Genomic DNA, 18,897 nt, shown 5'->3' with positions numbered 1-18,897 from the left:
AATAAACTATGCAAATTGCATTCGGCAGTGGGTTGTTTTACGCCACCCCGCTGATGGACGCCTATGGCAACGCCCTGGCGTCACCCACCCCGATCCTGCTGGGCATCATGCAGGAAGCATCGGTTGATCTGTCCTACGACTCCAAGGAGTTGTTCGGTAGCGAGCAGTTCGCCGTGGATGCGGCGCGCGGTCAGGGCAAGTTGTCTGGCAAGGCCAAGGCCGCCCAGATCAGCCTGTCGCAAATGAATGCGCTGGTGTTCGGGCAAACCCTGCAGGCCGGCCAGGTGCTGGTGCACCACGCGACCACGCCCCAGGACATCCCGGTGGGTGGCAAAATCATTGTCGCCGCACCAGGTGCTGGTTTGCTGTCGGGTGATCTGGGGGTTCGCGGCGGTGGTGCAGCTCCCTTTACCCGTGTTCTGGCGGCGCCGGAGAAGGGGGAATACACCTTCGACTCTAGTACCGGTGAATACGCGTTCGCCACTGCGGACGTCGGTGTGCCGGTCTTTATTGACTATCGCTACTCGGTCGCCACCGGCAAGAGCCTTTCAGTGCGCAACTTGCCGATGGGCGATATGCCGGTGTTCCAGGGCGAGCTGTACCTGAAATACAAAGGCAAGTCGATCTACGTGCGCGTGCCCAACTTCGTCAGCAATAAGTTGAGCCTTTCGACCAAGCAGGACGACTACACCATCCCTGACTTTGAATTCACCGGCTATGCCGATGAATTTGGCGAAGTCGCTTACTGGAGTTCCAGCGAATGACCGTCGTTAATATCCCAGGTGTTGGCTTCCCGTTCCCCGGTAAGACATTGGTTATTCCGCCGCTGACGCTGGGCGACCTGGAGCAGCTGCTGGATCGGATCAACCGGGTCATGGCCGGCAACATGGACAAGGACAGTATCGCCACGGTGATCGACGCAACCCATGCGGCGCTTCGTCGAAACTACCCTGATATGGAGCGCAATGAGGTCGCCAACCTGTTGGACCTGAGCAACATGCGCGAAGCACTCAACGCCGTTATGGGGGCGTCTGGGCTTGAGGTGACGGAGCCGGCGCCGGGGGAAGGCCAGGCCCCTTCGACTGGGGCCAGCTCTACGCTCACCTGATTGCCAGTACGGGCCAAAGTCCGGTCACCCTGCGGCGTGACTGGGACATGGTGATGGTGGGCCATATGACGGACTACTGGCGGCACCATCCGCCCGTGCATGTGCTGGTGGCCGGGTATATGGGCTATAAACCGGCAGGAGACGTCACGGATGCGCCTGATCTGGCGAGCAACCTGGCGGCAATGGCTGCGGATATGCGCGGAGAGTTGCCAGAGCATCTGCGCGGGGCGCTGGACGCGTTTGTGGCGCCCGGTTAGTGACTGGACGCCATAGCGCTGCCGCGTTAGCCTCCCGACACCAAACCAGGGAGGCTATTTGATGCGTTATTTGGTTGCTTTAATGATTGGAGTGATTGCTTTCAGTGCTGAGGCGGATACTGATAAGGAATTCAAACAAACTGCTCTCGCAAAAACATTGGTTAAAGCGCGACTCAAAGATCCTGATGCTGTTAAGTTTCAAGGGATTTACGCAAACAAATTACCAAATGGAAATCTGGTTATTTGTGGAGAGGTGAATTCTAAAAATAAGTACGGGGGTTATGCCGGGTATCAAAGGTTTTTCAGTACAGGCGCCTCTGTGAAATTCAAAGAGGACTCGCCTGAGACATTCGATCAAATTTATCAAATGGTTTGTCCTAAATAAGTTTGCCTGTAAAAACAAGACCTCGCCTCGGCGGGGTTTTTTATTCTCTGCGATATGAGGCCCTGGCATGGATAGGAATATTGCGTATCAGTTCACTGCCGGTACTCAGGGCTTTGATCGAGCAATTGAAAGTATTGAACGTAACATGCGCGATGCCAGGACTACGTTTAGTCGGGAACTGAGGGCCATCAATACAGAGATGGTGGGAAGTCAGGCCCAGCTAAGCCGTTTTGGTCCAGCGGTAAATGACGCTCTCGGTGGTGTTAGCACGATCATGCGTTCAGGGCTTTCCAGTGTGGCTGCTGGGTTGATCGGCGTGTTTGCGCTGGGTGCCTTCAAGGTCAAGCAGCTAGTTGCGGACAGCAAGGATGCGGCGATTCAGCAACAAGCTGCTTATCGTGGTTTGGAAGCCGTAGCCAACCATGCTGGCGTGGGTATTGGCCGCGCTATGGATGAGGCGAATAAGCTCGCGGCTGACGGTCTACTCAGCGTCGGTGATGCAGCGAAGGCGCTTCAAAATCTGTTGAGTCGGGGATATAGCGTCGATCAGGCCGTAGGAGTAATTACCCGTTTGAAGGACGCTGCAGCGTTCAACCGCCAAGCGAATCTCAGCATGTCTGAGGCAGTGGTGACAGCTACCGAAGGTTTGAAGAATGAAAACTCGGTACTGGTCGATAACGCTGGCGTGACGAAAAACGTTGCAAAAATGTGGGACGAATATGCCAAGAGTATTGGCACTACCCGCGACAAGTTGACTGACTCGCAGAAGATCACCGCTGAATACAACGGTGTGATGAAAGAGACAACTGCACAGGTGGGTAACGCGGCGAAAGCGGCGGAAGGGCTAACCGGTAGCCAGGCCGAACTCGACTCTAAAAGCAATGAGCTTCAGGTAACTATTGGAACCATTCTTGAGCCTGTCTTCGTTAGCTTAAATAAGAAACTCTCTGAAACCGCAGGTTGGTTCAATAGCTTGTTGAAAGGCATGACAGGTGTAGGCGCCACCGTGGATGAGGTGGCTGCAAATGTCGCCCGCTACGAAGCTATCCTCAAGGATTTCAAGCCAGGCCCGCGGGGTAACGGCAGCAAAGCGCCGCTCGAAGCGGCTTTGGTGGAAGAGCGTTTATTGCTGGAAAACATGCAGCTTGTCTCCAACAAGGTAGACGAAGTGGACGCCGGTATGCGTTCTCGTGTTGCGCGTATTGAAGAGCAGCGCCGAAAGGTGGCTGACATGGCGGCAACGGGTGACACGGCGCTAACTAAGGCTCCGCAGCAAGGTAGGACGGCGCCAACAGCTTACGGCATCGAGATCGCCCGTCTGACCAAGCTTGAAGCCGGCTATGCCGCCGCAATTGAGCATCGAAAAAAGGTCGAGGAGGCGACAACGCCACCGAAAAAAACTGATACCCCTGCAACAGCACCCGGCAAAGCAACCTCGCGAGTAAGCGAATGGTCCGAAGCGCTGGATGCGCAAAAAGTCGCTCACGCCCAGCAGCAGGCAGAGCAGGGCACGTTTCTCCAGTTCTCCCAGCAGCAGGAGGCGGATTACTGGCAAGGTATCCTCAAACGCGCCGACTTGACGGCCAAGGAACGCCTGGGCGTGCAACGCAACTACCTGACGGCTCTGGGTTCACTACGTCGCCAGGATGAAGGCAAGGCATTTGCTGACCTCCAGGCCCAGGCCCAGCAGTTTCGCAACAACATGGATGCGCGTTTGAACATCGCTCAGCAGACGCTGGAGCGCAGCCGGCAGCTCTATGGCCAGGACAGTCAGGAATACCGTAGGGCGGCGTCTGAGGTCGTCGCCATCGAGCGGGAGAAACAGCAGCAACTCACCAACATGAAACAGCAGGAATATGCCGCTGATAAGCAAGCCCGGCTGACCGATGTTGCCCATGCCGAACAAATGGCTCAGTTGGACCTGCAAGCCAATCTGATCACCCAGGCTCAGTTACTGCAATCCCAAGCCGAGTTTGAAAAACAACGGTATGCCATCGAGGCTGAAGCGCTGGCTCAACGCAAGACCCTGCTGGATCAGGATCCTGACCGTAATCCGGTCGCGCTGCAGCAGGTCCAGCAGCAGATCCTCGCCCTGGAGCAGACTCACCGAAACAGCATGGCCGTGATCGGCCGGCAGCAAACCATGGAATCTCAGAGCAACTGGACCGGGATGATGGGGAGTTTGCAGTCCAGCTGGTCTAGCGGGATGAACGGCATCCTCACTGGCACGATGGGCACACAGGGGCTGCTCAAAGGGATTTTCGGCAGCATCGGTACGGCGTTCGTCGAAAACATGGTCACCAAGCCATTGATGGCCTGGATCTTCGGCGAGACGGCGAAAACGGGCGCGACTGTAACCGGCGTCGGCTTGCGAACTGCCGCCGAGGTTGGAGGTGCCGCGATGTCTGTAGCGGTCTGGGGCGCGGCCACCATCAGCAACATCATTTCCAGCGCCTACCAGGCCATCGCGGGCGCGTTTGCAGCGATGTCGGCAATCCCGATCATCGGCCCGGCTTTGGGGGTTGCAGCGGGTGTTGCTGCTGGTGCGTTCGTGTTCGGCTTGATCAAGAACGTGGCGTCTGCTGAAGGCGGCTACGACATCCCGGCCGGGGTGAATCCAATGACCCAACTCCACGAACAGGAAATGGTTCTGCCCAAGCAGTACGCCAACGTAATCCGTCAGGCAGCGAACGGCGAAGGTCAGTTGGGCGGCGGTGGTGGCGGGGGTTACCACTATCACGACAGCAGCGGCCGGCTCACACCGGCGGACATTCGGCGCAACGCCCGGGTGTTTGCTCTCGAAATGCAGAAGCTGCAGCGCAACGGTGCACTCAAGGCATAAGGAGTTTTCATGCTGCTCGGGCCATTTTTTCCAGCGCGATGGATTGCCGGTTTACCGGATCGCGGTGTTATGGCGGACGACGTGTTGCCCTACATGCCAGGGCAGACGTACCTCGCCAAGAAGTCTCCAGCGTGGAGCACGGGAGTACAGACGTCGGCCAGCGGTCGACGTCGTACCACAGCGTATTACCCGGCGCCGTTCTGGACCTTTCAGATCAACTACAACGCGGTGCGCAAACGTCCAGGTCTTGATGAATGGTCGCGGCTGGTGGCGTTCTTCAATCGCCGAAAAGGGCAGTTCGGAGACTTTCTGTATTTCGACAGGACCGATCACCAGGTGACCAAGCACCGCTTTGGCTTCGGCGACGGGGTTACCCGAACGTTTCAGCTGACGCGGGCCATTGAAGGGTGGGTCGAACCCGTTTACGGAGTAGTCAACATTGACCTGATGACCATCGCCGGAGCGCCTGTGACGGCCTACAGCGTCAGTGCTCTCGGCCAGGTCACGTTCGCCCAGGCACCCGGGCTCGGCCAGGCCTTGGAGTGGACAGGCGCCTTCTTTTTCCGCTGTGCATACGACTCAGATTCGCTAGACGGCGCCCAGCCGTTCGGGCGGATCTGGGAGATGAAAAACGTCTCTTTCACGAGCATCAAACCATGATCGATGTCAGTCCTGAGTTGAAACAGTTTCTGGCTACGGCCCGAAGCTTTGTGATGGCCGATCTTTACACCATTACCCTGGCAAGTGGTCAGGTGCTGCGTTACACCGATGCCGGCGTGCAATTGTTCGCCGATGGCGCGAATTATTCCGCGTCCGGCCCCCTGCTCAAACGTACCGGCATCCGCACGGTTCGAGGGGTGGAGGTCGACACCTTGAGCGTCACCCTCTACGCCGGCGTCGAGGACACGTTGCTGGGGGAACCGATTCTGGCGTTCATCGCCGGTGGTGGTTTCGATGGCGCGTCATTGAGCCTGGCCCGGGCGTTTATGCCCGATTGGACGGCTCCAGTAGTCGGTACCGTGTTGCGCTTCATTGGGCGGGTTGCCGAGGTTGATCCTGCTGATCGCGAGCAGGCGACGTTCTCGGTTAAATCGCCGATGGAGCTGCTCGATACCAAGGTGCCTAAGGGGGTCTATCAGCCTGGATGCCTGCGGACGGTTTACAGCGCTGATTGCGGCGTTAATCGCTCGCTGTTCGAAACTGCAGGTTCGGTGCTGGAGGCTGCTAGCGGTCTACGCATTCGTACCGATATCGGCGCCGAAAACGGTTGGTTTGACCAGGGGGTGATCCGGTTCGTGAACGGCGGCAATGCCGGCGTTGCGCGCACTGTCCGTCGTCAGACGGCTGACGGTTCAGTCACTGTGATTCTTGGTCTGCCGGCAGAGCCGCAACCGGGGGACCAGTTCCTGATTTATCCCGGTTGCCCCCGCACGCTGGACGCCTGCACGAACAAGTTTGGCAATCGCGGGCGTTATCGTGGCATGCCGTTTATCCCTGTTGCGGAGACTTCCGTATGACCGAATTGGAGTTGCAGCAGCGCGAAGCCGTGGTCGCCGAGGCAAGGCGCTGGCTCAGGACGCCTTATCAGCACCGTCAGCACTTGCTGGGCGTGGGCGTGGATTGCGCCTGGCTGTTGATCGAGGTGTATCACTCGCTGGGCCTCTTACCTTGGATTGATCCTGGGTCTTACGCCCAGGATTGGCACTTGCACCGCAGCAAAGAGTTGTATCTGGCCTGGCTGGAAGAGTACGGGCGGCAAGTCGAAACCCCGCAACCCGGCGATGTCGCCATCTGGAAGTTCGGCCGCACCTACAGTCATGGGGCAGTCGTTATCGATGAACACCGAGTCATTCACGCCTTTTTAGATATCGGTGTGGAAGTGGCTGATATGCGCGAAGAGCGCTTGGCAAGCAGACCGGTGCGTTATTACACACTCAACAGTTTTGGAGGCAGTGATGGGGGGAGGTGGCGGTAGTTCAATTTCCAATAGTGCAACGCGCATCAACGCGCTGCAGATCCAGAGCAGTGCCAGTGGCAAGCCCATCGCCTGGATTGCTGGACGTAACCGGATCAGTCCCAACCTGATCTATTACACAGACTTCGATGCGGTTGCCAAAACCACCAAGACCAAGACTGGCGGCAAGGGCGGCGGCGGAGCCACACAGAAAGACACCAGCTATACCTACTATGCGGCAATCATCCTCGGTATCGGCCGGGGCCAGCTCGGCTCGGTGCGGCGGATCTTTCGTGACAAGGAAGTCTTCGCCGATAAGGTTGTCGATGGTGTCACGCAGTCGGCACTGGCTCAGATAGGTTTGAGCTTCATGCCGGGCACAGCAGACCAGCCTGTCTGGGGTTACCTGGAGACTAATCACCCGACCGAGGCGATCGCCTATTCGGATACATCGTATGTGTATGCGGCGCGCTACTTGCTCAATGACAACGCCGGCGTGCAGAACCATACCTTTGAGGTTGACGGCCCTTATCAGGTGCCTGGCTTGCCCGATGCTAACCCTGGGCTCTTTCTGCCGGGGCTGTTGCTGGACCCGCTGGATGGCATAGGTTTTGATCCTCGTTGGATTGATGACCTGAGCAGTTATCGCGATTACTGCCTGGCCGAGAACTTGTTGCTCAGTCCCGTGCTGGATGAGCAGGCCCCGTGTAGCGAAGCCATCACGCGCTGGTTGCAGCTGACCAACAGCGAGGTGATTTGGTCTGCTGGAAAAATGAAGGTGATTCCCTTCGGTGATCAGGTGGTCACTGGCAACGGAGTGACCTGGTACCCGAATGTCACTCCGGTGGCACACCTCACGGATGATGACTTCTTGACGGAGGAGGGTGAGCCGCCGATTCAGTTGAAGATCAAGAGCCAGGCCGACAGCTACAACGAAGTGTCGCTGGAGATCCTCGACCGCGATCACGAGTACAACACCGATGTAGTACGCGCACCGGATCAAGCTGCTATCGAGCAGTTTGGCTCTAAGCCGATGGACACCATCAAGGCTTACGAGATCTGCAACACGGCCATTGCGTCGCACTCGGCGCAACTGCTGGTGCAACGCAAATTGTATATCCGCAATGAATACCAATTTTCCCTCGGTTGGCAGCATGTGCTGCTGGAACCGATGGATTTGGTCACGATCACAGAGCCGGCGTTGAAGCTTGATCGCCGCCTGGTCCGGCTGATTTCTGTTGAGGAAGATGAAGACGGCAAGTTGGCTGTTGTGGCTGAGGATGCCTTGCTGGGGACGGGCAGCGCACCGAATTATCCTGTGCAAAGCAAGACGGGTTATCAGGGCAATCAGAACGCGGCGCCAGGTCCAGTGCTGCCACCGATTATTTTCAACCCACCAGAAAGTCTGCTGCTACCAGGGGAGACGCAGGTCTGGGGCGCGGTCGCCGGTGCCGGTGAGGCTTGGGGTGGCTGTGAAGTCTGGATCAGCGCCGACGGTGACAGTTATCGGATGGTGCAGAGTGTCTACGGTCGCTCACGTATTGGACGACTAACGTCGCCGTTGCCTCCTGGTAGTGATCCTGACACCACCAACAATTTGGCAGTGCAACTCTCGGTCGCCGATCAGTTGACCGCCGCTACAACCGCTGAAGCAGATAGCGGTGCAACACTGTGCTGGATAGACGGCGAACTGATCAGTTACCGCGATGCGATCCTCACGGGGCCAGGAGCTTACAACCTGCAGTACTTGCGCCGGGGCCGCTTGGGGTCATCCGTGGCAAACCACCCTGTGGATGCGTCATTCGTGCGCCTGGATGACGCTATTTGGAAGTACAGCTACACGGCGGACCAGATCGGCCACACCGTCTGGGTCAAGTTCCGCTCGTTTAACGTGTTTGGCCGCTCGCTTGAAGATCTGGCCGACGTAACACCCTACAGCATCACGTTGTTGCCGGCTCGGGTTGTCCCTGGTGTGGCGCAGGGGCTTGCGCTGGTCGGAGCGTTTGAGGCGCCTTATTTCACCGTTGGCTGGTCCGCTGGGGCCCATGCAGCAGATCGCTTGATCAGGATCCGCAATGCCAGCACGAACGCTTTGTTGCGTGAGGTGGCCACCACCAGCACCACGTTCACCTACCAGTTGGCAGACGCCTTGGTTGACGGTCCTTTGGTCCGTAGCTACCGGGTTGAGGTCATTGAGCGCAATTCAGCGGGGAGCGCACCAGTCGCCGCCCTAGTCGTGGTCAACACGGCGCCGCCCGCTGTGTCAGGTACCGGTGCGACGGTTAGTGGCACGACCGCCAACGTCAGCTGCAGCACAAGTGTTGCGCCTGACGTCGCAGGCTACATGTTCGTGTACGCCACTTCGCCTGGGTTTGATCCAACTATCACCGGCACCATCGGCTATCAGGGCGCCTCAGTCGCCGGTCAGATCACAGGCCTGGCGCCAGGCACAACTTACTACCTGCGCGCTGCCGCGTTCGATACGTGGAGCAGCGTCCGCTCCCAACTCAATTTCGCTCCTGCGATTACATTTAAAACCTGACAGAGATTAACTATGCAGCCTATTCAGTTCTTCGCCGCACGGGCCGAAGACGGTGCCCTATTGCCTGGAGCAAGCGTGGACGTGTTCGTTCATGGATCGCAGGAGCGTGCCGTCTTGTTCTCAGACTCTGCCGGTAATATGCCGCTCAGCAACCCGTTTCTCGCTGACGCCAACGCCCGGGTGTTCTTCTACTCAACTACTAATCGCATCGACATTCAGATCAGCCGCTATGGCTACGTTGCGCCCAGGATCATGGATATCTCGACCTTGGACGTGGCGACGGCCGTAGAGCAGGTACGGGGCGAGATTGATGCAGCATTGGGGAAGATCTCGGATTCGTTGGTTGCTATGGAGGACGAGTTCTATCAGCTTCTGAAAAACTCTGGTTATGAAAGCGCGTTCTTGACCTACGGGGCGGGCGTGGTGATAGAGCGCATCACCCAATTGGTCCAGCGGGAGGATCGTCGCTACCGGGTTCTAAATCCTGATGATTTGCCTTTGACCCTGACTGGCACCTGGGCGACAGACGCACTGAAGCTTTCATTTGTCGGTGATGACGCATTGCGTCAGGAGCTTTATGACTACCTCGATCCAGCAAATACGGGGTTCAGCAAGGTTGGCCGTGCTGTTGGTTTCATCCATACAGCGGCCGAACTCAGTACCGTTAAGGGCCGCTATGAGGGTGATGTGGTTTATCTGGCCGGTAATACTTCGGAATCGGACGGGTTTGCTGGCTTACTGCCTTGGCGGGCATCCAGCACAGCGCCAGCTGATGGCAAGAATGTTTATGGAGTAGCGGGCGTGCCGGTGGGGCGGTGGGTTCGGGATAAGAAGCCGTTCACACCGAGCGCTGCCGAAGTATTTACGTCAATTGGGAGTCCGGTGGTTGCAGAAGTACTCAGAATGCAGGCGATGTTCAAGGCTGAGGCTATTCGCCGTAAAGCGGGCTGTCAGCCTTGGGTAACGCTCGGGCCGGCTGATATGACAAAAGTGGGCGTTACCACAGACCCGCGCGTCAACTCGGCAGCAATCTCGATTACTTCGGCTGCCAGTGCGCAAGCTTTGGCAGCTGGCGGCACGGGTACCGCGCTTGATCCTTACATCATCAAAAACAGAAACCTGACATTCGCCAGCGGTACGCCCGCGTTCGTATTCAACGATCCTTCCGCTACTTACTACGTTCGATTTTACAACGTGCAGGCGTCCGGTACGTCCAACGGTTCGTCCGCGATCAATATGGTCGCCTTTGGGACACCGATAACATTTGAACGATGCAAGTTTGCCGGAGCTAGCGGTACCGGTGATGAGACGTTGGCGACCATCAGCGCGGGTGCATTGGAGCTGTATGGCTGCGAAGTCTCAGGCATGTCTAGTTATTGCTTTGTAGGAGCCGGACTTACTTCGAAGAGGGTGAAGTTGACTGACTGTATCGTCGTCGGTACTGCAAAGGCCGTTAACACCAATGGTGTTTTTTATGCGGCAGCAGCTGGCGAGTTCATAGTTGAAATTTACCGTTGCTCATTCACTTCGCGGCACTTCCACTGGCACGTTGGCAACGGATGGACGATTGATTATGTCCAGGTCCAAGACACCATCATTGGCGGTTGCGCTGTGGGGATTGGCGACCTCAACTATTTGAAGCCTGGTGGCAATATCCTCAGCCAGCTTCCCAACATGATTCGGCGTAGTCACTTCAAAAATGTTCGTTTCAGCTATACGCCAGGTGTCACGCAAACAGCCGCTTACGGCAATGGCGCCGATAAGTGCACTTTTGAAAACTGTTCGTTTGACGGGAACGTCGCAGATCGCCGCCTCTTTGAATGGCGTCGTACCAGTGATGTGACAGTACTTCGTTGCTACTTTTCGAAGTTGCAAGGCGGCAATACCGCAGGGAACGAGGTATGCGAGTTCTGGGAGTCTGCAGGTTTGACGATCCAGGAATGCTGGACCAACGGGGCGCCGGAGGACTGCTACGAGTTAGTCAGCTCCTACGGTCGGAATAAATTCATTGATAACGTTGCTGACAACGTGACCGGGCAAATAATTGACTTGTTCGGCGTGGGCAGCTTTGACGTTGAAGTTAACGGGGTCTATGGCGATTGCGGTGATGCCGTGGTGCTGGTGACCGACGTTGACTACGTGATGATTACGAATGTGTATGCCAAACAGACCGGCACATCTGCTTTAGGTGCGGTGGTGCTGGAGCGACGCAACGCAGTTCCTGGCGCATCTCCCAAAGGCTGTGTGGTGACCGGGTTCCTGCCGCTACCCGCTGTGTGTAGCCAAGGCAAACCGTTCGCAATCGACACCCGGCAGGCTGGCGCAGCGGGTGGGCTTGGATCGAACTTCGCTACCTGGTGGGAAGATGGAGAATTGAAACTCCACGGCGCTGCGAATCCTGATCGCCTGATTCTTTGCTAACAACAATATTGCCCCGCTTATGCGGGGCTTTTTTACGGCTGGAGAAAGCTATGTCAATTACAGAGCAGCAGTTGCTGCAGATACTCCCGAACGCCGGCCGCCAAGCCGGCGTTTTCGTTCCTGTACTGAATACGGCCATGACAAAGTACGGGATCGTCACTCGACTGCGAGCCGCCGCGTTCATCGCTCAGGTCGGGCATGAGTCGGGGCAGTTCCGCTGGCTGAAAGAGTTGTGGGGCCCCACTCCGCAACAGGCCGGGTACGAAGGCCGTTTCGACCTGGGCAACAAGGTAAATGGCGATGGCTTCAAATACCGTGGACGTGGCCTGATCCAGGTTACCGGCCGGGCGAACTATGCAGCGTGCGGTGAGGCGCTTGGCCTGGACCTGATCAATCAGCCCGCACTGCTCGAGCAGCCGCAGTACGCAGCTATGTCGGCGGCGTGGTTCTGGTCCTCCCTCGGGCTGAACACCCTGGCAGACCAGGGCGATTTGCTGAAGATCACTAAGCGCATCAACGGTGGTACCAACGGACTGGCCGACCGTCAGGCGCTGTATGGCAAGGCGCTGAAGGTGCTGGCGTGACGCTGGTGCAGAAGTTGGCTGTGGTCCTGCTGGCCATGGCCGTGAGCTTCGGCGCCGCCTGGCAGGTGCAGGACTGGCGGTATGACGGGAAGCTGGCCAAGCAAGCGGGGCAGTTTCAGACGGACCTCGACGCGCTCGGCAATGCCGCTACCACCCAGGCGCGCGCCGAGCAGGACAAGCGCCTGGTCATCGAGCAGAAACTCGCTATCCAGGACCAACAACACACAAAGGAATTATCCGATGAGCAACGCAAGCAGGCTGTTATCCGTGATCGCCTTGCTACTACTGAACTCCGGCTGTCAGTCCTTCTCGACGCCACGGATTCAGCCAGTGGCTGCAGCGTGCCTGCCACCTCCAGCGCCGTCGGCGTGGTTCATGCAGCCCGTCGAGCCCAACTTGACCCAGCGCATGCTCAACGAATTATCGGCATCACCAACGCCGGCGACCAAGGATTGATTGCGCTAAGGGCGTGCCAGGCTTACGTTAGAGAGGTATCTCGATAAATCCTGGTTATCATATTGGCTCGGGGTTAGATGATTCGATTCCCCTAACTGGAGCGCCATGCGCCAGCATCTCGTTGCCAGTGGCTTGATCGACAAGAATAGTTAGCTGAAGAAATTGACATTTTTCGACTGTACAGTCGAGAAGTAACGTTACACCTGAAAGGAAAATGTTTGAAGGAAGTGCGATTATTTCGCCGCAGTTATTAAAAGAGTTATCTCGATATAAGCCCCCGATAATCGCAAGTGTGGAAGGGCCAGTGAACACGCATCCTTTAAAGTGTTTGTTCTTATGGAGTTGCTGTCCGGGCAGTTTTAGGTCTTCAATATGGATTATCAGGTTTGTGAAACTTTCGGCTAATGGATTTACATCGCTTTTTTTCATTAGCTGAACTTTGTAAAGATCCGCTATTGACTGCTTAAGCATTGCCGACTTAATTAGGAAAAATATCAATGATAGGGCCAGCGCAACAACTATCCCTGTGGCAATCCAGTAAATTGGCCCGAACTGGCTTAGGATAGGGTCAGCTTTGGCGATTAGAGCGGAGCCGGTGGCGCTACCCCCAATGAAAACTAAAGTTATTATGCGCCATCCCCACTCGGCAGCGGATAGCCCCGTTTCAAAAATTGTAATGGAACTCCATATTTTATTATTTGCCATATTGGTCTATTTCCATTCGATGAGATGTAATGGCTCGCCTCGCTTTCGGCTCACAGGGTTCCTCGGCGGAACAGAATGGGCCTTTCTTACTCCAGGTGACAATTATGCGAATCTATCATGTTGTTCGCGTTGTATACGATTTTTCATGCTCCTTCTTGCAGCATGGATTGGAGGCTCCTGAATTAGGAGGGCCACCTAGGAGCTTCGTTGTATCAGCTTTGGTCCTTTGTTCCGTACATTGCCCACGGCCGTATCGACCTTGAACCATTCGAAGGCCTCGGCCGGGTCGCCCTGGTGCAGCACCATCTGCTCGGCGCGCTCCTTAGGCGTGGCCGGGTCCAGCCATTCTCGGGCCAGGTCCGGCGTCAACACCACGGGGCGCCGGTCGTGGATGTCCACCATACCGCCGGCGCTGTCGGCGGTGATGATCACGAACCCGTCATGCTCGCCTGGGCCTTCTTCGCTGTCGGGCAGTTGGCCAATGGCAGCGCACAGCACGGGCGCCCCATCTCGCCGGCGGATGAGGTAGGGCTGCTTCTTTGGTCCGCCTTCGTCCACCCACTCAAACCAGTTATCGATGGGCGTGATTGCCCGGTGCGGCCAGATCGCCCGGAAGAAAGGGCTGAGCGCTACTTTCTCCACGCGTGCATTGATTGGCGCCGCACGATCCTTGGCCCAGTATGGCCGCCATCCCCAGCGCACCGGGTCAGCGTGTAGTAAATCGCCCTTCAGGTGCAGCAGCGCAACCGCGGTTGTCGGTGCGACGTTGTAGCGCTCTAGCGGCTGATCGCCTACGGAGTTCGCCAGAGCATTGGGCATACTCAGCGCCGCAACGAAGTCGTGGATGCCGCTGTATTGTGAAAGCCTCCCGCACATAAGCACGTCTCCGTCCGTCGAAATCCCCGACAGAAAAATTGACCGCAAGCCGGCTGCAAAGTTAACTGTACATTCGTACAGTATATGTAGAAGGCTGCATCATGAGCTTTACCATTTTAGGCCCTATATCCGAAGGCGGCACGAAGCTGCCTTACTGCTCATTTCGTGTACCGGCTGGGTTCCCATCACCAGCGGCCGATCACATTGAGCAGCATATCTCATTGGATGAGGTTCTAAATATCAGGGCGCCGCACGTCTATCTGATCGCGATTACTGGCGAAAGCATGCAAGGGGCGGGAATTTTCGAGGGAGATCTGGCTGTTGTGGATCGTTCAATTGAGCCGGCCCACGGGCACGTCGTTGTGGCACTTTTAAACAATGATCCCGTCTGCAAGCGACTGTGCAAGCGTGGGAAAGAGGTGATTCTCCTGTCAGAAAATCCGAAATACCCAGCGAGGTATGTTTTGGAGGGTGACGAGCTATCGATTTGGGGCGTGATCATCAGCACGGTGCGCAGCCATGTCTGACACGCCAGTCTTTGCACTGATTGACTGCAATAGCTTCTATGCAAGTTGCGAGCGTGTCTTCCGTCCGGATCTGGCAAAGGTGCCCATCGTGGTATTGAGCAATAACGACGGTTGCGTCATTGCCCGGAGTTATGACGCCAAGCCTTTTATCAAGATGGGCGAGCCGTATTTCCAAATCAAACACAAGCTCAAACAGCACGGCATCGTTCCCTTCTCATCCAACTACGCGCTTTATGGCGACATGAGCGAGCGAGTAATGACCCTAATCGAATCGATGGTTCCTACCGTCGAGATTTATAGTATCGATGAGGCCTTTGCTGACCTATCGGGTATTCCTGAGTTGGATACTTTGGGCCGACAGATCCGGGCACGGGTGTTGCGCTGCACTGGCATACCGGTGGGTGTTGGAATAGCGAACACTAAGACCTTGGCCAAGCTGGCCAACCACACCGCAAAGCGACTGCAAGCTCAGACCGGTGGCGTGGTGAACATTACCGATCCGGTGAAGCGCGATTGGGTGCTGCGTAATACTCACGTCTGCGAAGTGTGGGGCGTAGGCCGCAAAATGAAACTCCACCTCGACGCCATGGGCATAAAATCAGCGATGGACCTGGCCAAGGCAGATCCTTGGACGCTCCGTAAAAAATTCAGCGTAGTGGTCGAGAAGACGGCGCGTGAATTGGCCGGCACGTCGTGCCTGGAGCTGGACGAGCCCGACCCGCCGAAGCAGGAAATCTGCTGCAGCCGGATGTTCGGCAAGCGGCTGACTGAGCTGTCACCGATCAAGGAGGCGGTGGCCACCTACATGATGCGCGCCTCAGAAAAGCTGCGCGCCCAGAACTCACTTTGTAAGAAGGTCCGCGTCTGCATCCGCACCGGGATGTTCAACCCCGAGGAGGCGAAGTATGCCAACGGTGTGGTAGTCGATATGCCGTACCCCACCGATGACGTGCGCCTGCTCACGAAAGCCGCCGTCGATGCGCTCGACAGGATTTTCCGGCCAGGTTTCAAATACAGCAAGGCAGAGGTAATGCTGCTCAACCTGTGCCAGCCAGGCGAATATACCGATGATCTTTTTGCAATATCGCAGCCGACCAAGGCTACCCAGGTTATGACTGTCCTTGACCAGATCAACGAGAGGTGGGGAAGGGGAACGCTTCGTTCTGCTAGCGTGCCCATCAATCCCGAGTGGGGTATGCGTCGGGAGATGATGAGCCAGAGTTACACCACCAAGCTGGACGAACTTTGGGCTGTAGCTTGCAAGTAGCCGTTATTCCGGACTCATCAATACCGCCAGAGTCAGCTTGATGAATTCCTCGTTATCGTCGATGGCATGGAGGGCACCGCGAATATTTTCTGCTACTTCCGCGGAGCCACGCTGCTCCACCCAGTTTGATAGCTCCATGATGGAGGCTTCCAAGGCGAGTTGATTTTCGTATAGCTTTGAAAGCAAGGTTGGGAGTATGTCTGAGTTGGGCATGGGCTTTCCTCGATAAAGGTTGAGCTTAGCAGTTTAGGTCAGAAATCAATTCCGCAATCCGACTAAACTGCCACGAATTTAGCGGGTTACAACGCAGCAGATAAAGTGGTATTGCGGAATTTATTTCCAATTAAGTTGCTGATAAATAAGAAAAATTCCGCGGATTGCAAATCCGCCTACGCCGGTTCGATTCCGACCTCGGCCTCCACTCTTAGAAACCCCGTAGATTAACCTCTACGGGGTTTTTTATTGGCTGGGATTTGACGGTCGCTTCCATGAATTCATCGGGCGACCTCAAATGCCGGTTTAGCCGCGCGTCTATCCTGCCTGTGCAGGATAATGCTCGTAATCATCAAAGCTGACAGGGTGAACCATGAAACAGAACATTCTTCTCGTGGCCGTTTGTGCTGCATTGATCCAAGGCTGTGCCGCCACCTCCAAAAGCCCTGAAGAGTCACCCTCCATGCCCACCGCTACCTCGGCGGCTATAGCCCAGCCAGCCTTATCCGCTTACTACTGGAACCTGGTCTCGGCGACTGATGCTTCGGGCAAACCTCTCGTTGCTTTGAACAAAGGTGTCGAACGCAAGCTGCGCGTTTCCTTTGGTGAGAAAAACCTGAACATCAGCGGTGGCTGCAATGGCCAGTTCGGCGGCTATCACTATCAGGGAGGGGTTTTGAAGGTACAGCCACTGGCCTCTACGCTTATGGCCTGCGATAAGAGCCTGATGGACCTTGACGCCCAGGTAGGCCGACTGTTCAAGGGTGATCTGCGCGCCGTCATCACTGGCGATAACACCGAACCGATGCTGCAACTGATTACAGTGGACGGCTCGGTGCTCAAGCTACAGGGTGAAGCCACTCCAGAGACCCGCTACGGTAGCCAGGGCGAGGTCAAGTTCCTGGAAGTGGCGCCCAAGACTGTCAAGTGCAGTCACCCGATGATCCATGACTATCAGTGCTTGCAAGTACGCGAGCGCCGCTATGACGACACTGGCCTGCAACTTCCGCCCCAGGACCCATGGCACCCGCTGTATCAGTCTATCGAAGGCTTTGAGCATCGTGATGGCGTGCGCAATGTATTGCGGGTCAAGCAATACGAATGGAAGAATCCGCCAGCCGATGCGCCTTCGACGGTCTACGTGTTGGATCTGGTGGTCGAGCAGGACGCTTGCGGAGCTGATAAGTAGGGAGAGCCAGGGCAGGTCGGTGTGGGTGTCTACGGGGTTTTATTGCCGGCGTTTATCGAGTGTCCCGCAACGTAACGGGCTGTGCGCAGCGGGAGCTAACGCTTGAGCCCCATGCATGCATCGTAGGCGTCTTTGCTTCTTTCGAGGTTATTCAATAGCTCCTGGCGACGAGCGCCTTTGGGTGAATACACATCAAGGCCCGACATCGCCAGGCTGTTCTCCAGATGTGCAATCTCGTCCCTGTAGGGCGCGCAGCGCTTGTCTGCAGCCACCAGGGCTTTGTAGGCTTGTGCTTCGGATTGGGAGTTGAGCGCGGCCTGGCTCGCAGAAGTCAGCTGTTTTTCTGTCTCGTTGAACCGAACTTCTTTTTTGGCGAGTTCTACCTCAGCCTTTCGCAGAGAGTCCGCCAACTGCTTGTTGTCCAAGCGAGCAGCGTCCAGGTCTTTGCGTGCCTGCGTCAATGAGTCGGTTAAATGTCTTGCGTCGCTTCGCAACTGGCCCCGGTCTTCCACAACCGTAAATGCGTAGATGGCTAGCGTTATGAAAGCGGCAAACCATGTTCCGTCCTTGAGCAGGCCCCAGCGCGATGGCTTGACTGGATCGGGGTGGTCGCTTTTCAGTTGGCGCATATCAAACTCTCCTGTGTTATCGCTTGAGCCTTCGCAAGCTCTACCGCAGCCGCTATTGCCGCCCGGGCCTGAGGGCTGTTCTTCCAGCAGGTAGACTTCAATGCGGCAGAAGCATGCGCCAGGATATCTCCCACTTGCGACTTTCCGAGTACCTCCATCGAGTCAATACCCATTTGCTCCAGCCGTGCGATCACGGTAGGGCCAACGCCTTTGAGCGCAAGCAGCGCGGTTCTTTCTTCCAATGAAAACGGCACTTGGGAATTCCTTTCTCCACGGGTGAAAAATCTAAGCGGGATACCGTCAAGCAACCGGCAACACCATTGAGGCATTTTCGACGAGTGACAGGTCTAGAGCAAGGGTCCCAGCCCGGTTGGGGTTGTCACTCGAGCATTTGCCGACCACCCTGAAAATGTTTGCCATTGGCTTCGGATCTGTTGATTTTCTGTGCTTTGACTTCATTGGCATAGGCTTCAAGTCTTTGCTGCTGAACGGCGAGTAACGCGCAGACCTTCCTTAAAGCAACCGCGTCACCTGAGAGCCCGCCGGCGGCCAATGCCGTCAGCTCAACCACCGACCATCCGATAACAGCGCTGGCGTCTTCAAGGTCATAGAACAATTCCTGTTGCGCGGTCCTGGGGCCTTCAAGGTCTTCTATCAAAGCGTTCACTCTGGTCTGTTTGGGTTAAAACGAATAGATGCGTACGGCATGATATTCATCCAGGGGTTAATGTTTTTAGCCTGGCGCAAATAACAGGCAAAGAAAAGCCCGCGATGGGGCGCGGGCTAAGAGAAGCTGATTAAGGAGCTGAGGCCACCATAAATGCTGGTCTGTGAAAGGGTTGTGAAACGTGACCTGCGTCGGTGTGAGTGATGTAGACCGCCAAAGTGTACGCCTCGATCTGTCTCCAGCTGTATGGGCCGATGGGCGCCGCAACCCACTAA

Annotated in this window: 21 protein-coding genes; 15 read left to right on the top strand and 6 right to left on the bottom strand. The window is 56.3% G+C overall.

The features are described 5' to 3' along the window. Nucleotides 1-8 precede the first annotated feature (8 nt). From TU73_RS13195 to TU73_RS13140, 12 genes are all read left to right on the top strand, one after another. A complete protein-coding gene (locus TU73_RS13195; RefSeq protein ID WP_057012586.1) occupies nucleotides 9-764 on the top strand; it encodes a major tail protein in 756 nt (251 codons plus the stop codon). Next, entirely contained in the window at nucleotides 761-1,108 is a 348-nt protein-coding gene (locus TU73_RS13190) for a hypothetical protein (RefSeq protein WP_197674125.1), read from the top strand. The genes TU73_RS13195 and TU73_RS13190 overlap by 4 nt, the downstream gene beginning before the upstream one ends. A gap of 65 nt (nucleotides 1,109-1,173) precedes the next feature. Then, nucleotides 1,174-1,365, top strand: coding sequence for a hypothetical protein (locus TU73_RS13185; protein WP_156421225.1), 192 nt, complete (start codon nucleotides 1,174-1,176; stop codon nucleotides 1,363-1,365). A 61-nt stretch (nucleotides 1,366-1,426) separates the two neighbouring features. Beyond that, nucleotides 1,427-1,750 (top strand): hypothetical protein, encoded by a 324-nt coding sequence (locus tag TU73_RS13180; protein ID WP_057012584.1) that lies wholly within the window; start codon nucleotides 1,427-1,429, stop codon nucleotides 1,748-1,750. 67 nt (nucleotides 1,751-1,817) lie between these two features. After that, on the top strand, nucleotides 1,818-4,592 hold the full coding sequence (locus tag TU73_RS13175) for a hypothetical protein (protein WP_057012583.1): 2,775 nt from the start codon (nucleotides 1,818-1,820) through the stop codon (nucleotides 4,590-4,592). Between the two features lie 9 nt (nucleotides 4,593-4,601). Then, nucleotides 4,602-5,252: a DUF2460 domain-containing protein gene (locus TU73_RS13170; RefSeq protein WP_057012582.1), complete on the top strand. Its 651-nt coding sequence runs from the start codon at nucleotides 4,602-4,604 to the stop codon at nucleotides 5,250-5,252. Then, the gene (locus TU73_RS13165; protein WP_057012581.1) at nucleotides 5,249-6,109 is read left to right on the top strand and encodes a DUF2163 domain-containing protein; all 861 of its coding nucleotides are present in this window, start codon (nucleotides 5,249-5,251) and stop codon (nucleotides 6,107-6,109) included. Before TU73_RS13170 ends, TU73_RS13165 begins: the two co-directional genes overlap by 4 nt. Beyond that, nucleotides 6,106-6,567, top strand: a complete 462-nt coding sequence (locus tag TU73_RS13160) for a CHAP domain-containing protein (protein ID WP_057012580.1) — start codon at nucleotides 6,106-6,108, stop codon at nucleotides 6,565-6,567. The genes TU73_RS13165 and TU73_RS13160 overlap by 4 nt, the downstream gene beginning before the upstream one ends. Next, nucleotides 6,548-9,088, top strand: a complete 2,541-nt coding sequence (locus tag TU73_RS13155) for a phage tail protein (protein ID WP_057012579.1) — start codon at nucleotides 6,548-6,550, stop codon at nucleotides 9,086-9,088. Before TU73_RS13160 ends, TU73_RS13155 begins: the two co-directional genes overlap by 20 nt. A 75-nt stretch (nucleotides 9,089-9,163) precedes the next feature. Then, nucleotides 9,164-11,509, top strand: coding sequence for a hypothetical protein (locus TU73_RS13150; RefSeq protein WP_156421224.1), 2,346 nt, complete (start codon nucleotides 9,164-9,166; stop codon nucleotides 11,507-11,509). Between the two features lie 50 nt (nucleotides 11,510-11,559). Then, nucleotides 11,560-12,093, top strand: a complete 534-nt coding sequence (locus TU73_RS13145) for a glycoside hydrolase family 19 protein (RefSeq protein ID WP_057012577.1) — start codon at nucleotides 11,560-11,562, stop codon at nucleotides 12,091-12,093. Continuing rightward, nucleotides 12,090-12,596 carry a lysis system i-spanin subunit Rz gene (locus TU73_RS13140; RefSeq protein ID WP_057012576.1) on the top strand — a complete coding sequence of 169 codons (507 nt, stop codon included), beginning with the start codon at nucleotides 12,090-12,092 and terminating at the stop codon, nucleotides 12,594-12,596. Before TU73_RS13145 ends, TU73_RS13140 begins: the two co-directional genes overlap by 4 nt. Nucleotides 12,597-12,606: 10 nt before the next feature. Here the strand turns inward: TU73_RS13140 and TU73_RS13135 are convergent, their stop codons facing one another. Both TU73_RS13135 and TU73_RS13130 read right to left on the bottom strand, forming a co-directional pair. Further along, nucleotides 12,607-13,254: a hypothetical protein gene (locus tag TU73_RS13135; protein WP_057012575.1), complete on the bottom strand. Its 648-nt coding sequence runs from the start codon at nucleotides 13,252-13,254 to the stop codon at nucleotides 12,607-12,609. Between the two features lie 195 nt (nucleotides 13,255-13,449). After that, nucleotides 13,450-14,130 (bottom strand): SOS response-associated peptidase family protein, encoded by a 681-nt coding sequence (locus tag TU73_RS13130; protein ID WP_057012574.1) that lies wholly within the window; start codon nucleotides 14,128-14,130, stop codon nucleotides 13,450-13,452. A 101-nt stretch (nucleotides 14,131-14,231) separates the two neighbouring features. Here TU73_RS13130 and TU73_RS13125 point away from each other — a divergent pair, with 101 nt between their 5' ends. Beyond that, entirely contained in the window at nucleotides 14,232-14,657 is a 426-nt protein-coding gene (locus TU73_RS13125) for a LexA family protein (RefSeq protein ID WP_057012573.1), read from the top strand. Then, nucleotides 14,650-15,924 carry a translesion error-prone DNA polymerase V subunit UmuC gene (gene umuC / locus TU73_RS13120; protein ID WP_057012572.1) on the top strand — a complete coding sequence of 425 codons (1,275 nt, stop codon included), beginning with the start codon at nucleotides 14,650-14,652 and terminating at the stop codon, nucleotides 15,922-15,924. The genes TU73_RS13125 and umuC overlap by 8 nt, the downstream gene beginning before the upstream one ends. Before the next feature lie 3 nt (nucleotides 15,925-15,927). On the opposite strand, the gene TU73_RS13115 is transcribed toward umuC, so the two are convergent. After that, on the bottom strand, nucleotides 15,928-16,137 hold the full coding sequence (locus TU73_RS13115; RefSeq protein WP_057012571.1) for a hypothetical protein: 210 nt from the start codon (nucleotides 16,135-16,137) through the stop codon (nucleotides 15,928-15,930). Between the two features lie 463 nt (nucleotides 16,138-16,600). Between TU73_RS13115 and TU73_RS13110 the strand changes: the two genes are divergently transcribed. Next, nucleotides 16,601-17,326 carry an META and DUF4377 domain-containing protein gene (locus TU73_RS13110; protein ID WP_231984792.1) on the top strand — a complete coding sequence of 242 codons (726 nt, stop codon included), beginning with the start codon at nucleotides 16,601-16,603 and terminating at the stop codon, nucleotides 17,324-17,326. A 95-nt stretch (nucleotides 17,327-17,421) separates the two neighbouring features. Here the strand turns inward: TU73_RS13110 and TU73_RS13105 are convergent, their stop codons facing one another. From TU73_RS13105 to TU73_RS13095, 3 genes are all read right to left on the bottom strand, one after another. After that, nucleotides 17,422-17,955, bottom strand: a complete 534-nt coding sequence (locus tag TU73_RS13105; protein WP_057012569.1) for a hypothetical protein — start codon at nucleotides 17,953-17,955, stop codon at nucleotides 17,422-17,424. Then, on the bottom strand, nucleotides 17,943-18,209 hold the full coding sequence (locus TU73_RS13100; RefSeq protein ID WP_057012568.1) for a hypothetical protein: 267 nt from the start codon (nucleotides 18,207-18,209) through the stop codon (nucleotides 17,943-17,945). The genes TU73_RS13105 and TU73_RS13100 overlap by 13 nt, the downstream gene beginning before the upstream one ends. Before the next feature lie 125 nt (nucleotides 18,210-18,334). After that, on the bottom strand, nucleotides 18,335-18,622 hold the full coding sequence (locus TU73_RS13095) for a hypothetical protein (protein WP_057012567.1): 288 nt from the start codon (nucleotides 18,620-18,622) through the stop codon (nucleotides 18,335-18,337). Nucleotides 18,623-18,897 lie beyond the last annotated feature (275 nt).

It is taken from the genome of Pseudomonas libanensis (assembly GCF_001439685.1).
GTDB classification, from domain to species: Bacteria; Pseudomonadota; Gammaproteobacteria; order Pseudomonadales; family Pseudomonadaceae; genus Aquipseudomonas; species Aquipseudomonas libanensis.
The sequence above is the reverse complement of the archived record's forward strand: the minus strand, read 5'-3'. Positions and strand labels throughout refer to the sequence as shown.